12 protein-coding genes are annotated in these 12,166 nt (G+C 71.1%); 6 read left to right on the top strand and 6 right to left on the bottom strand.

Annotated elements, in window-relative coordinates; all coding sequences use genetic code 11:
* Positions 1-43: 43 nt before the first annotated feature.
* Positions 44-721: a DUF6758 family protein gene (locus ABZ267_RS02285; protein ID WP_356746845.1), complete on the bottom strand. Its 678-nt coding sequence runs from the start codon at positions 719-721 to the stop codon at positions 44-46.
* 214 nt (positions 722-935) lie between these two features.
* Between ABZ267_RS02285 and ABZ267_RS02280 the strand changes: the two genes are divergently transcribed.
* Entirely contained in the window at positions 936-2,177 is a 1,242-nt protein-coding gene (locus tag ABZ267_RS02280) for an MFS transporter (protein WP_356746846.1), read from the top strand.
* 18 nt (positions 2,178-2,195) lie between these two features.
* Here the strand turns inward: ABZ267_RS02280 and ABZ267_RS02275 are convergent, their stop codons facing one another.
* Positions 2,196-2,780: a suppressor of fused domain protein gene (locus ABZ267_RS02275; RefSeq protein WP_356746847.1), complete on the bottom strand. Its 585-nt coding sequence runs from the start codon at positions 2,778-2,780 to the stop codon at positions 2,196-2,198.
* Positions 2,781-3,258: 478 nt separating this feature from the next.
* Here ABZ267_RS02275 and ABZ267_RS02270 point away from each other — a divergent pair, with 478 nt between their 5' ends.
* Both ABZ267_RS02270 and ABZ267_RS02265 read left to right on the top strand, forming a co-directional pair.
* Positions 3,259-4,386 (top strand): magnesium and cobalt transport protein CorA, encoded by a 1,128-nt coding sequence (locus ABZ267_RS02270; RefSeq protein WP_356746848.1) that lies wholly within the window; start codon positions 3,259-3,261, stop codon positions 4,384-4,386.
* 26 nt (positions 4,387-4,412) lie between these two features.
* A complete protein-coding gene (locus tag ABZ267_RS02265) occupies positions 4,413-4,934 on the top strand; it encodes a hypothetical protein (RefSeq protein WP_356746849.1) in 522 nt (173 codons plus the stop codon).
* Between the two features lie 9 nt (positions 4,935-4,943).
* On the opposite strand, the gene ABZ267_RS02260 is transcribed toward ABZ267_RS02265, so the two are convergent.
* Positions 4,944-5,705, bottom strand: coding sequence for a hypothetical protein (locus tag ABZ267_RS02260; RefSeq protein WP_356746850.1), 762 nt, complete (start codon positions 5,703-5,705; stop codon positions 4,944-4,946).
* Positions 5,706-5,924: 219 nt separating this feature from the next.
* Here ABZ267_RS02260 and ABZ267_RS02255 point away from each other — a divergent pair, with 219 nt between their 5' ends.
* The 3 genes from ABZ267_RS02255 to ABZ267_RS02245 are packed head-to-tail and all read left to right on the top strand — an operon-like array spanning position 5,925 to position 8,926.
* Positions 5,925-7,199 (top strand): CBS domain-containing protein, encoded by a 1,275-nt coding sequence (locus tag ABZ267_RS02255; protein WP_356746851.1) that lies wholly within the window; start codon positions 5,925-5,927, stop codon positions 7,197-7,199.
* Complete coding sequence (locus ABZ267_RS02250; RefSeq protein ID WP_356746852.1) at positions 7,189-7,749, top strand: DUF1003 domain-containing protein; 561 nt, start codon at positions 7,189-7,191, stop codon at positions 7,747-7,749. The genes ABZ267_RS02255 and ABZ267_RS02250 overlap by 11 nt, the downstream gene beginning before the upstream one ends.
* Before the next feature lie 43 nt (positions 7,750-7,792).
* The gene (locus tag ABZ267_RS02245) at positions 7,793-8,926 is read left to right on the top strand and encodes an Mrp/NBP35 family ATP-binding protein (RefSeq protein ID WP_356746853.1); all 1,134 of its coding nucleotides are present in this window, start codon (positions 7,793-7,795) and stop codon (positions 8,924-8,926) included.
* Between the two features lie 101 nt (positions 8,927-9,027).
* Here the strand turns inward: ABZ267_RS02245 and ABZ267_RS02240 are convergent, their stop codons facing one another.
* From ABZ267_RS02240 to ABZ267_RS02230, 3 genes are all read right to left on the bottom strand, one after another.
* Positions 9,028-9,693, bottom strand: a complete 666-nt coding sequence (locus tag ABZ267_RS02240) for a hypothetical protein (RefSeq protein ID WP_356746854.1) — start codon at positions 9,691-9,693, stop codon at positions 9,028-9,030.
* A gap of 126 nt (positions 9,694-9,819) precedes the next feature.
* Positions 9,820-10,317, bottom strand: a complete 498-nt coding sequence (locus ABZ267_RS02235; RefSeq protein WP_356746855.1) for a sec-independent translocase — start codon at positions 10,315-10,317, stop codon at positions 9,820-9,822.
* Positions 10,318-10,444: 127 nt separating this feature from the next.
* Complete coding sequence (locus ABZ267_RS02230) at positions 10,445-12,109, bottom strand: trypsin-like peptidase domain-containing protein (RefSeq protein ID WP_356746856.1); 1,665 nt, start codon at positions 12,107-12,109, stop codon at positions 10,445-10,447.
* Positions 12,110-12,166 lie beyond the last annotated feature (57 nt).

The raw sequence follows: 12,166 nt of genomic DNA, 5'->3' as shown, positions 1-12,166 counted from the left end.
CACGCCAGGCCCCAGGCCGGGATCGGCCCTGCTCCGGCGTGATCTAGCGCTCGCCCGGCCCCTGCCGCGGCGGCGCCTCCGGCGCGGCCAGCAGGCGCGGAGTCAGCGCGCCGCACGGGACCAGGTCCACCTCTTCCCCGGCGTCCCGCAGGTCGGTCAGCACCAGCTCGTCGTACAGCAGCAGTCCCGACTGCTCCGGCCACAGGATCGCCCACAGCCACAGCCCGCGCGCCTCGCCGGCGAAGACCGCCCGGTCCTCCGGGGCGTTGCGGACGTGCCAGAGCGGTGCAGGACGGCCGGCGGCGTGCACCTTGGCGTCGGGCGCGGAGTCGACGTTCAGGTGATGTCCTGGGTCGAGGCCCTCGATCCCGGCGTACCGCGCACCGAGTCCGACACCCAGCTCCTCCGCGACGAGCAGCAGCTCACCCATGCCGCCCAGCGGACCCGGACCCGAGCAGGCCACCACGGTCGCGCGGCCGCCGCTGCGGTCGTCGCCGGCGCTGGCCACACCGGTGAACAGCCAGCCGACGGGGAGCGGCCACGGCATCCAGACGGGCACCTGCGAGCGGTGCACCACGACGCCGAGGGCCTCGACGCTTGGCGGGACGACCGGCTGCATCGGGTGCACCTGGCCGTGCGCGGAGCACTGCCAGGCGTCGGCGAAAAGACCGGGCGCCCTGACCCGGCCACCGCACTTCGGGCAACTGGGTTCGCCCCTCATAGAGCCCCACGGTCCTCCCCGCCGGTCGCCGCGTCAAGGACGATCACCCGTCCGCAGCGTGGCTGCGACCGGCGAAAATAGATGTAGCTTGCATTTATTAGTGTGCCTAACTTATTCTGTGCATGACGCATCGACTTGAAGGAGAGAAGGAGCTCAGCCCATGCCAGGAGGTCAGTCCGTGTCAGGAGAACAGTCCGTGTCCGGAGGTCAGTCCGTGTCAGGAGAGGACCCGTTCGACGAAGGGGCCGCGGCGCCGAGCATCCTGCGCCAGCCGAAGGCCGTCTGGGCCACGGCGGGCGCCTCGGTGATCGCGTTCATGGGGATCGGCCTGGTGGACCCGATCCTGCCGTCCATCGCCCAGGGGCTGGACGCCACACCGAGTCAGGTGTCGCTGCTCTTCACCTCGTACTTCCTGATCACCGCCGTCGCCATGCTCGTCACCGGCTTCGTCTCCAGCCGCATCGGCGGCCGCAAGACCCTGCTCGCCGGCCTCGCGCTCGTCGTCGTCTTCGCCGCGCTCTCCGGCACCTCGTCCTCCGTCACCGAACTCGTCGGCTTCCGGGCCGGCTGGGGCCTGGGCAACGCACTCTTCGTCTCCACCGCGCTCGCGGTGATCGTCGGAGCGGCGGCGGGCGGCAGCTCCGCGGCGATCCTGCTGTACGAGTCGGCGCTCGGCCTCGGCATGGCGTGCGGGCCGCTGCTCGGCGCGCTGCTCGGCGACGCCAGCTGGCGCTACCCGTTCTTCGGTACGGCGGCGCTGATGGCGATCGGCTTCCTCTGCATCGCCGCGTTCCTCAAGGAGCAGCCGAAGCCCGCCGTCAGGACCTCGCTGCTCGACCCGGTGAAGGCGCTGGGCCACGGCGGACTGGCCTCGGTGGCGGCCTCGGCCTTCTTCTACAACTACGCGTTCTTCACGATCCTGGCGTTCACGCCGTTCGTCCTGGACATGACCCCGTACAAGTCCGGCGCGGTCTTCTTCGCCTGGGGCCTGCTGCTCGCGGTCTTCTCCGTGCTCGTCGCTCCGCGCCTCCAGCGCCGCTTCGGCTCGCTCAAGGTACTCGGCGCCTCGCTGGTGCTGCTCGCCGCCGACCTGCTGGTCCTCGGTTACGGCAACCACACGACGGCCATCGTCGCCACGATCGTCTCCGGTGCCTTCATCGGCATGAACAACACCGTCTACACCGAACTGGCCCTCGGCGTCTCGAACGCGCCGCGCCCGGTGGCGAGCGCCGGATACAACTTCGTCCGCTGGTTCGCCGCGGCCGCCGCGCCCTTCCTCGCTCCGAAGATCGAGGAGTGGAGCGACGTCCACATCCCGTTCGTGGTGGCAGCCGTCGCCGCGCTGGTCGGCGCGGCCGTCGTCGGCGTACGGCGTACGGCGCTGGTCCACGAGGCCGAGGAGCTGGAGCCGGTCCACGCGCTGGAGGACAGCGTGACGGTCTTCGCCGACCGGTGAGGGTCGCAGGTAAGGACCTCAGTCCAGCGGTACGGACGTGCGCAGCGGGTCGCGCAGGTCCATGCCGTGCGTCAGCCACCGCTCCTGGAGCTCCTGCGCGCCGCGCACCCGCTTCCAGGCGGCCTCGTTGGGGGTCATCGGCAGCAGCGGCAGGTAGTGGACCGGGTCCATCGGCTCGTCCAGCTCCAGGTCCTCCACCAGCCCGCCGGACTCCGCCACCAGCACCGAGGTGAACGGCGCACCGGGCCAGAGCGGATCGCCGAGGTCCAGCGACGCGCCCGGCGCCACGATGAGCCCTTCGACCTGCGGTGAGGCGGCCAGCACGGCGAGCGGCCGCAGCACCTGGTCGGTGTCGGCGAGCCCGGCCCGTACCGACAGGACCAGCTCGGCGCGCGGGCCCTTCACCGGGTCGGCGAGCGGTGACGTGGGGTCGGCCATGGGCTGGGCGGACATGCCGAGCGTGGCGTAGCGCACCACATCGCCGTCGAGGAAGCGGAGCACCTCGATACGGTCCGTACCGAGGAACGTCACATCGGCGCGGGCGTCCGGTTCTCCGAGGGCCGAGCGGAGCCGGGCTTCGACGAGAGCGAGAATTTCTGCCATCCGGCGAGCATAGATTGCGCATGGAGTGGGCAAAGTAAGGGATCCGCTCCGGAGCGGCTGATAGCCTGGCCGCCAGTCGGGACAGCACGCAGAAGCGTCGCTCTCCGTCCCGACGACACGTCGTCCCCCACGGGGGACCGGCCGGAGGAGGTGGGGACTGCCATGGATCCAAGTCGACCGTGCAGTACCGATCACCCTTCCGCGTACCGCTGTTCCCGCTGAACTTCCCGTTGACCTGACGCCTCGCCGGCATCCGCCGGCGGCCCGGTGACGGTCGTTCGCACCGCGAAGAGCACCAGGAAATCCGCGGAAGAGTCTTTCGTTCTCTGCCTGTCTGTTGCGAACACCCTTTTGCCTGTCTGTTGCGAACGCCGTCATCGCGCCCGCGCGGTGGAGCCCGCTTTGCGGACGTGAGCGCACGTCCCCATTCCGGGCTGTTCCACGCCCTCGCCGACGGCCCTCCGTGAAGGAGCCAGCCATGTCGATGATCCGTGACCTGCGCGCTGCCGTGCGCCCGTCCCTGCGTCCCTCCCTCCGTAAGAACAGCGCTCCGCACAGCGCGTACGACACCACCCGTGACCCGTCCGCCTCCAGCGCCGTCGTCGACTGCGCGGTCTACCGCGACGGCAGCCGGCTGGACGGCGCCGCGACCCCGACGCCGCGCGAGGCGATGCTGGAGGTGCGCGAGAAGGGCGGCTTCGCCTGGATCGGGCTGCACGAGCCGACCGAGGAGGAATTCGCGGGCATCGCGCGGGAGTTCGGGCTCCACCCGCTCGCCGTGGAGGACGCCGTCCACGCGCACCAGCGGCCCAAGCTGGAGCGGTACGACGACACGCTCTTCACCGTCTTCAAGACCATCCACTACGTGGAGCACGCCGAACTGACCGCGACCAGCGAGGTCGTGGAGACCGGCGAGGTGATGTGCTTCACTGGCCGGGACTTCGTCATCACCGTCCGGCACGGCGGCCAGGGCTCACTGCGCGCGCTGCGCCACCGCCTCCAGGACGACCCGGAGCTGCTGGCCAAGGGCCCGTCCGCCGTGCTGCACGCCATCGCCGACCATGTGGTCGACGGGTACATCGCGGTGGCGGAGGCGGTGCAGGACGACATCGACGAGGTGGAGATCGACGTCTTCTCCACGCCGGCCAAGGGCGGGCAACGCGGTTCGGACGCGGGACGGATCTACCAGCTCAAGCGGGAGGTGCTGGAGTTCAAGCGGGCCGTCTCGCCGCTGCTGCGGCCGATGCAGCTGCTGAGCGAGCGGCCGATGCGGCTGATCGACCCGGACATCCAGAAGTACTTCCGCGATGTCGCCGACCACCTCGCCCGGGTCCAGGAGGAGGTCATCGGCTTCGACGAGCTGCTGAACTCGATCCTCCAGGCCAATCTGGCGCAGGCGTCCGTCACGCAGAACGAGGACATGCGCAAGATCACCTCCTGGGCGGCGATCATCGCCGTACCGACGATGATCTGCGGGGTCTACGGCATGAACTTCGACTACATGCCCGAGGTGGAGTGGAAGTACGGCTATCCGCTGGTGCTGGGCGTCATCGCGGCGGTCTGTTTCTCCATCCATCGCATCCTGAAGCGCAACGGCTGGCTGTGAGCGCGGGAGGACCTATGCTCCCGCCCATGACTGATGCTGCCGACGCGCTGCTGGAGAAGGCCCTCGTCGAGGAGGCCACGAAGAAGTCCGGCCTCGTCTGGGTCCGGGCCACCGGGCCCGCCCGCGCGGTGTGGCACGTCTGGCACGAAGGCGCGGCCCACCTCGTCGGGGACGGTCCGGGCGAACAGCCGCTGCCGGAGGGCCTCACCGACGGCGGGAGCGCCGAGGTGACCGTGCGCAGCAAGGACAAGGGCGGCCGGCTGGTCGCCTGGACGGCGGCGGTACGGGTGCTGGTGCCGCACTCCGAGGAGTGGGAGGCGGCCGTCGCCGAGCTGAAGGGCAAGCGGCTCAACGCGCCGGACGCCGAGGTGATGACGGAGCGGTGGGCGCGGGAGTGCGCGGTGGTGCGCCTGACGCCCGAGTCGGTCACCACCGAGCTGCCGGACACCTCGCTGGCCGCCGCTCCGCTGCCGACCGCGGCGACCACGAGGCGGCCCGTACCGGCCGCGCTGCCGCGGCTGCTGCTGAAGCGGCGCCGGAAGGACTGAGAAGGCCGCTCAGCCGGAGGACTTGGGGAGCTTGCCGCCGTAGTCGACGGTGTCGTCGTCCTGCGGGGCCTCCAGCGCGACCGCGCGGCCCCAGTCGGCCAGCGTGACGGTGCCTCCGCCGCCGCCGCGCGCCACCCGTACCGGATACGGCTTGCCTTCCAGCGACACGTCCAGCGCGCCGCCCTCGCCCTTGCCGCCGAGGAGCTGGATGGTGCGGTGGCCGGTGACGGTGTCCCGGGCGCCCTTGTTCAAGGTGCCGTGCAGCGTCAGCAGGCCGTCGAGGAGCACCTTCTTGTCGGTGAAGCCGCGCAGCTGGCGGTAGCTGGGGTCGTCCTCGGGCACCTTCACGTACTTGCCGCCCAGCTTCTCGGCGGCCTCCTGGTCGGAGCGGCCCGCCTTGCCGTCCTCCTCGTGCAGCCAGAAGTCGGCGTCGGCCTTGATGAAGAGTTCGTCCTCGATCCGCAGGAGGACGAAGCTCCGCTTCTTGGAGGAGACCGAGCCCGTGCCGCCCATGTCGCTGAGCTTCATGTTCAGCATGTAGGTGCCGCCCTTGCTGACCAGCGTGCCCGCCAGCCGCACGCCGTCCGCGCTGTCGGCCGCCGCTCTGGCCTTGGTGTCGATCTGCTCGGCCGAGAGTTTCCCGACCCCGTTGGTCCCCTTGTCCGGGTCCTCACCCGCGCAGGCGGTGAGGGCCGCGACGAGCCCGCCGCAGAGCACGACAGCGAGCGCGGTCCGGCGATGATTCCGGACGGCCGGGGCAAAAGAGGTCACGGGTGTTCTGCCTCTCAACGGCGATCGGGGGCAGAGCGCAGCGTACCCGGGGTCCGCGCGCCGTCCGGCAGCCAGCCGTACGGACGGGTCCGCCGGGGCGCGCCACCACGGCAGGGGCTAGCCTGATCATGGCGTACGGCTGTCCGCGTACGGCGGAACGCGCTGGTCCGCGACAGCGTCGGCCGGACCGGAGCGACGAGAGCGACAAGGAGGCGGAGCATGGCGGCAGGAGCCCCCAGGGTCTTCGTCTCGCACCTGTCCGGAGTACCCGTGTTCGATCCGAACGGGGACCAGGTCGGCCGGGTCCGCGATCTGGTGGCGATGCTGCGGGTCGGCGGACGGCCGCCGCGCATCCTGGGCCTGGTCGTCGAGGTGGTCAGCCGGCGGCGGATCTTCCTGCCGATGACCCGCGTGACGGGCGTCGAGTCGGGCCAGGTCATCACGACCGGCGTGGTCAACATGCGGCGCTTCGAGCAGCGGCCCACCGAACGGCTCGTCCTCGGCGAGTTCCTCGACCGCCGCGTGCGGCTGGTGGAGACCGAGACGGAGGTCACCGTCCTGGACGTGGCGATCCAGCAGCTGCCGGCCCGCCGGGACTGGGAGATCGACAAGTACTTCGTCCGCAAGGGGCGCGGCGGGGCGCTGCGCCGCAAGGGCGAGACGTTGACGGTGGAGTGGTCGGCGGTCAGCGGCTTCTCGCTGGAGGAGCACGGACAGGGCGCCGAGAGCCTGGTCGCCACCTTCGAGCGGCTGCGCCCGGCCGACGTCGCCAACGCCCTGCACCACCTCTCGCCGAAGCGCCGGGTCGAGGTGGCCGCCGCGCTCGACGACGACCGGCTGGCCGACGTCCTGGAGGAGCTGCCCGAGGACGACCAGGTGGAGATCCTCGGCAAGCTCAAGGAGGAGCGGGCCGCCGACGTCCTGGAGGCGATGGACCCGGACGACGCGGCCGACCTGCTCTCGGAGCTGCCCGAGGAGGACAAGGAGCGGCTGCTGACCCTGATGCGGCCGGACGACGCCGCCGACGTACGGCGGCTGATGGCGTACGAGGAGCGGACGGCGGGCGGTCTGATGACGACCGAGCCGATCGTGCTGCGCCCGGACGCCACGGTGGCCGACGCGCTCGCCCGGGTCCGTCAGCAGGACCTGTCGCCGGCGCTCGCCGCACAGGTGTACGTGTGCCGCTCGCCCGACGAGACGCCGACCGGCAAGTACCTGGGCACCGTGCACTTCCAGCGGCTGCTGCGCGATCCGCCGTTCACGCTGGTCAGCTCCATCGTCGACAGCGACCTGGTCCCGCTGCCCCCGGACACCCCGCTGCCGACCGTGACCAGCTATCTGGCCGCGTACAACCTGGTCTCGGCGCCCGTGGTGGACGAGAGCGGCTCGCTGCTGGGCGCGGTGACGGTGGACGACGTCCTGGACCACCTGCTGCCCGAGGACTGGCGCGAGACCGACTTCCACGGCGAGGGGGGCATCCGCCATGGCCGGTGAGGAGAGGGCGAAGGCCGCCTCGACGGGCTCCTCGGGCCTGATGCGCCCGCCGCGCACCCGGATCGACCAGCCGAAGTCGCCGCGGCGCCGGCTGCTGCCGGAGTACGACCCCGAGGCGTTCGGCCGGTTCTCCGAGCGGATCGCGCGGTTCCTCGGGACGGGCCGGTTCATCGTCTGGATGACGCTGATCATCATCATCTGGGTGGCGTGGAACGTCTGGGCGCCGAAGGAGCTGCGCTGGGACGAGTACCCGTTCATCTTCCTGACCCTGATGCTCTCGCTCCAGGCCTCGTACGCGGCTCCGCTGATCCTGCTGGCGCAGAACCGGCAGGACGACCGGGACCGGGTCACCCACGAGCAGGACCGCAAGCAGAACGAGCGGTCCATCGCCGACACCGAGTACCTCAGCCGGGAGATCGCGGCACTGCGGATGGGCCTCGGCGAGGTCGCCACCCGGGACTGGATCCGCTCCGAGCTCCAGGACATGGTGCGGGACATGGAGGACCGGCAGATCCTCCTCACGTCCGAGAGTGACGAAGGCGACCGCTGACGGGTTACCCGCCCGCAGGGCCCGGCGCCGTAACATCGTCTGTATGGCTACGGAAGACGCGGTGCTTGAGGCACTGGCGACAGTGAACGACCCGGAGATCCACCGCCCGATCACCGAGCTGGGCATGGTGAAATCGGTCGAGATCGATCCTGACGGTGTAGTCGCTGTCACGGTGTATCTCACGGTCTCCGGCTGCCCGATGCGCGACACGATCACCAGGAACGTGACGGACGCGGTCGCCCGCGTCGAGGGTGTCTCCCGCGTGGAGGTCACGCTCGATGTCATGAGCGACGAGCAGCGGAAGGAGCTGGCGAGCTCGCTGCGCGGCGGCACCGCCGAGCGCGAGGTGCCCTTCGCCCAGCCCGGCTCACTGACCCGCGTGTACGCGGTCGCCTCCGGCAAGGGCGGCGTCGGCAAGTCCTCGGTGACGGTGAACCTCGCGGCGGCGATGGCGGCCGACGGGCTGAAGGTCGGCGTCGTGGACGCCGACATCTACGGCCACAGCGTGCCCCGGATGCTCGGCGCCGACGGCAAGCCCACCCAGGTCGAGAACATGATCATGCCGCCGTCCGCGCACGGCGTGAAGGTCATCTCCATCGGCATGTTCACGCCGGGCAACGCGCCCGTGGTGTGGCGCGGCCCGATGCTGCACCGGGCGCTCCAGCAGTTCCTCGCCGATGTGTTCTGGGGTGACCTGGACGTCCTGCTGCTCGACCTGCCGCCGGGCACCGGTGACATCGCGATCTCCGTGGCACAGCTCGTGCCGAACGCGGAGATCCTGGTCGTCACGACCCCGCAGCAGGCGGCGGCCGAGGTGGCGGAGCGGGCCGGTTCCATCGCCGTACAGACGCATCAGAAGATCGTCGGCGTCGTGGAGAACATGTCGGGCATGCCGTGTCCGCACTGCGACGAGATGGTCGACGTCTTCGGTTCGGGCGGCGGCGCCCGGGTGGCGGAGGGCCTGACCCGGACGGTCGGCGCCGAGGTGCCGGTGCTGGGCTCGATCCCGATCGACGTACGGCTGCGCGAAGGCGGCGACGAGGGCAAGCCGGTCGTCCTGTCCGACCCGGACTCGCCGGCCGGCAAGGCGCTGCGCGGAATCGCGGAGAAGCTGGGCGGCCGCCAGCGCGGCCTGTCGGGAATGTCGCTGGGAATCACCCCGCGCAACAAGTTCTGACCTGACCCAGCCCGTCCGGCGCTCGAGGACATCTTCTCCGCCCCGGCGCCGGACGAGGCCGAGCACATCCAGCCCGTCCGGCGCTTGAGGACGGCTTCGGTCTACGCGTAGTCCGTGATGTCCTTGATCACCGCGAACCCGAGACCATACGCACTCATCCCCCGCCCGTACGCCCCGATGTGCACACCTTCGTGCGCCGACCCGGCCAGCACCCAGCCGAACTCGGACTCCCGGTAGTGGAACTCCACCGGAACGCCGTCCACCGGCAGGGAGAGCTTCGACCACGGCGCGGAGCCGAGGTCGTCGGCGAGGGTGAACGCCGTCTCGGTCTGCTGGTCCAGCCAGTCGTCGCGCAGCGTGTGGTCCATCTGCGGCGGCCAGGTGTACGCCAGCAGGCCCGAGCCGGCCAGCCAGGCGGCCGAGGAGACCGTGGTGGCGTCCAGGACACCCGTACCGTCACCGCTGCGTCTGACGGGGCTGGCGGCGACCGTGATGACGGCCGCGAACCGCTCCTTCTCGGCGGTGGAGCCGTCCGTCTTCACCGAGGGCTCGTCACCGTGTCCGGTGGAGCCGTGCTGCACCGTGCCGTCCGCCGCCGTGCCGACCTGCATCAGCCAGCGCGGTCCGGTGAAGGCCTCGTCCAGCCCGTACCAGGAGAAAGGTGCCTCCAGGTAGCCGTCGACGGTACGCCGCCGGGCCGCCGGCACCTCCTCCGCCGTGACCGTGCCAGGGGCACCGTCCGTATCCACCCGACTCGTCGTCTCCATCTGAGCGGCCGCCTCCTCGATCAGTCCTGATCCGGAGCGGCCCGCCCCCCGCGGGCGTGGGCGTCCTCGCAACCGGACAGATGGAGAATAGCCATACCGTCCGGACGAGTCGGGATTGACCTGGCGTCAGGTGGCGTCCGCGTCGAACGGCGGCCTCTCGGGCTGTGCCTGCTGCGGAGTCTTCTTCAGCAGGTCAGGAGTGGTGTCGCCGGTCTTGGTGAGGCTGGGCGAGGTGGAGGTGGCCGACGCGCCCGCCGATCCGTTCGCCGCACTGTTGGCGGAATCCTGCGCCGGCGTGCGCCCGTTCACCGCGTCGGTGACGTCGGAGAGCTCCTTGCGGAGGTCGAAGCTCTCGCGGATCTCCTTCAGCCCCAGGTCGTCGTTGCCGTCCATCAGCTGCTTGCGGACGAACGTCTTCGGGTTGAGGTCCTCGAACTCGAAGTCCTTGAACTGCGGGCCCAGCTCCGAGCGGATGTCGTCCTTGGCACTGTCCGAGAACTCACGGATCTTGCGGATGGTACGGGTGACGTCCTGGATGAGCTTGGGCAGCTTGTCGGGGCCGAAGACCAGCACGGCCAGCACTCCGAGCGTCAGCAGCTCCAGTGCGCCTATGTCATTGAACACCTAGCTGCTCCTTGTGTTCTCCGCCTGATCCCGACTTCTCCGACCGGTCCCGGCCAGGTGGGACGGGTGCCCGGACCCGTTCAACGGTACCTGGCCGACCTGTCCGGGCGGTACCTCGCCGTGTCGCTCACGTGCCGCTCGCCGAACCGAGCGTCAACGTGACGGACATCTCCTTGCCGCCTCGGGTCAGCCGCAGCTCCAGCCGGTCGCCCGGACGGTGGGCGCGGATCTTCACGATCAGCTCCTCACCGCTGTGCACCCGCTGGCCCTGGACCTCGGTGATGACGTCGCCGGATCTGATACCCGCCTTGGCGGCCGGGCCGTCCTTGGTGACCGCGGGGCCGTCGCCGGCGCCCTTCGTGCCGACCTTGGCGCCGTCGCCGGTGAACTTCATGTCCAGCGTGACGCCGATGACCGGGTGGGTGGCCTTGCCGGTGTTGATCAGCTCCTCGGCGACGCGCTTGCCCTGGTTGATCGGTATCGCGAAGCCGAGGCCGATGGAGCCGGACTGGCCGCCGCGCTCGGCGCCCCTGCCGCTGTCGGCGGCGCGGATGGCGCTGTTGATGCCGATGACATGGGCCTGGGTGTCGACGAGCGGGCCGCCGGAGTTGCCCGGGTTGATCGGCGCGTCGGTCTGGAGGGCGTCGACATAGCTGATGTCGCTGCCGTCGCCCTTCTCGCCGCCCGCGGTGATCGGCCGCTGCTTGGCGCTGATGATGCCGGAGGTGACCGTGTTGGACAGGTCGAAGGGGGCGCCGATGGCGACCACCGGGTCGCCGACCTGGACGTTGTCGGAGTTGCCGAGCGGCAGCGGCTTGAGGCCCAAGACCCCCTTGACCCGCACGACGGCGAGGTCGTAACCGCTGTCCTTGCCGACGAGCTCGGCGGCGGCGGTCTCGCCGGTGCTGAACGTGACGGTGATGTCGCCGCTGGATCCGGCCGGAGCGACGACGTGGTTGTTGGTGAGGATGTGGCCCCGGCCGTCGAGGACGAATCCGGTGCCGGTGCCGGACTCGGCGGTACCGCTGACGTGCAGGGTCACCACGCTGGGCAGAGCGCTGGCGGCGATGCCCGCGACGCTCTCGGGCGCCCGGTCGCCGTTGTCGTGGCTCGCCTGCGGCAGCTCGACGGTGGTCAGGCCGCCGGTGCGCTCGACGTACGCGCCGACGCCGCCGCCGATCCCGCTGGCGACCAGGGCCAGCAGCAGCATTCCGGCGAAGGCCCCGCCGCGCCGGTTCTTCCGCCGCCCCGGCTCCCTGCCGGCCGGCGGCCCCACCTGCGTCAACGGCTGCCCCGGCGCACCCCACGGGTCGTACTGCAGCCACTGCGAGGACGGCTGCAGCGCCTGCGGAGGTATGGAGGCGGCTTGCGGCTGCGGCAGGGGCGCTGCCTGCGGTGGTACGGAGGTGGCCTGCGGCTGCGGTGCGGGCGCTGCCTGCGGTGGTACGGGGGTGCCGTGGGCCGGGGTCGGCCGCTGGACCGGCGGCGCGGGCGCCCACGGCCCGGGGCCGCCGTACGGCGGGGTGCTGTAGGCGTCGGGCTCGTGCAGCGGCAGCCCGGCGGGGAGGGAGGAGTGCGGGTCCTGGCCAGGGGCGGGCGTGGAGGCTGGGGCGGCCGGGTGCGCGGCGGTGTCGGTCGGCCTGGGACCCTCGGCGGGCGCGGGAGCGGGCGGGTGGTCGGTGGGCGCGGGGCTCTCCGGCTGGGCGTCCTGCGGCTCGTCGCGGCCGGGGCGGGCCGCCGTGGGGCGGCTCCACCACTTCGCCTGCGGCCCGGTGGGCTTACCGTCGTCCATGCTCTCCCCGCAACTGGCCTCTGCACGCCCCACAGAGGCGTCCCTCCCCGGAATTCA

The organism is Streptomyces sp. NPDC006174 (assembly GCF_040614075.1).
GTDB lineage: Bacteria > Actinomycetota > Actinomycetes > Streptomycetales > Streptomycetaceae > Streptomyces.
The sequence above is the reverse complement of the archived record's forward strand: the minus strand, read 5'-3'. Positions and strand labels throughout refer to the sequence as shown.

What these genes read in the sequence shown, in the direction of transcription:
- ABZ267_RS02285 (WP_356746845.1), bottom strand. Translation starts at nt 721, where the DNA reads ATGAGGGGCGAACCCAGTTGCCCGAAGTGCGGTGGCCGGGTCAGGGCG.
- ABZ267_RS02275 (WP_356746847.1), bottom strand. Translation starts at nt 2,780, where the DNA reads ATGGCAGAAATTCTCGCTCTCGTCGAAGCCCGGCTCCGCTCGGCCCTC.
- ABZ267_RS02270 (WP_356746848.1), top strand. Translation starts at nt 3,259, where the DNA reads ATGTCGATGATCCGTGACCTGCGCGCTGCCGTGCGCCCGTCCCTGCGT.
- ABZ267_RS02265 (WP_356746849.1), top strand. Translation starts at nt 4,413, where the DNA reads ATGACTGATGCTGCCGACGCGCTGCTGGAGAAGGCCCTCGTCGAGGAG.
- ABZ267_RS02255 (WP_356746851.1), top strand. Translation starts at nt 5,925, where the DNA reads ATGGCGGCAGGAGCCCCCAGGGTCTTCGTCTCGCACCTGTCCGGAGTA.
- ABZ267_RS02250 (WP_356746852.1), top strand. Translation starts at nt 7,189, where the DNA reads ATGGCCGGTGAGGAGAGGGCGAAGGCCGCCTCGACGGGCTCCTCGGGC.
- ABZ267_RS02245 (WP_356746853.1), top strand. Translation starts at nt 7,793, where the DNA reads ATGGCTACGGAAGACGCGGTGCTTGAGGCACTGGCGACAGTGAACGAC.
- ABZ267_RS02240 (WP_356746854.1), bottom strand. Translation starts at nt 9,693, where the DNA reads ATGGAGACGACGAGTCGGGTGGATACGGACGGTGCCCCTGGCACGGTC.
- ABZ267_RS02230 (WP_356746856.1), bottom strand. Translation starts at nt 12,109, where the DNA reads ATGGACGACGGTAAGCCCACCGGGCCGCAGGCGAAGTGGTGGAGCCGC.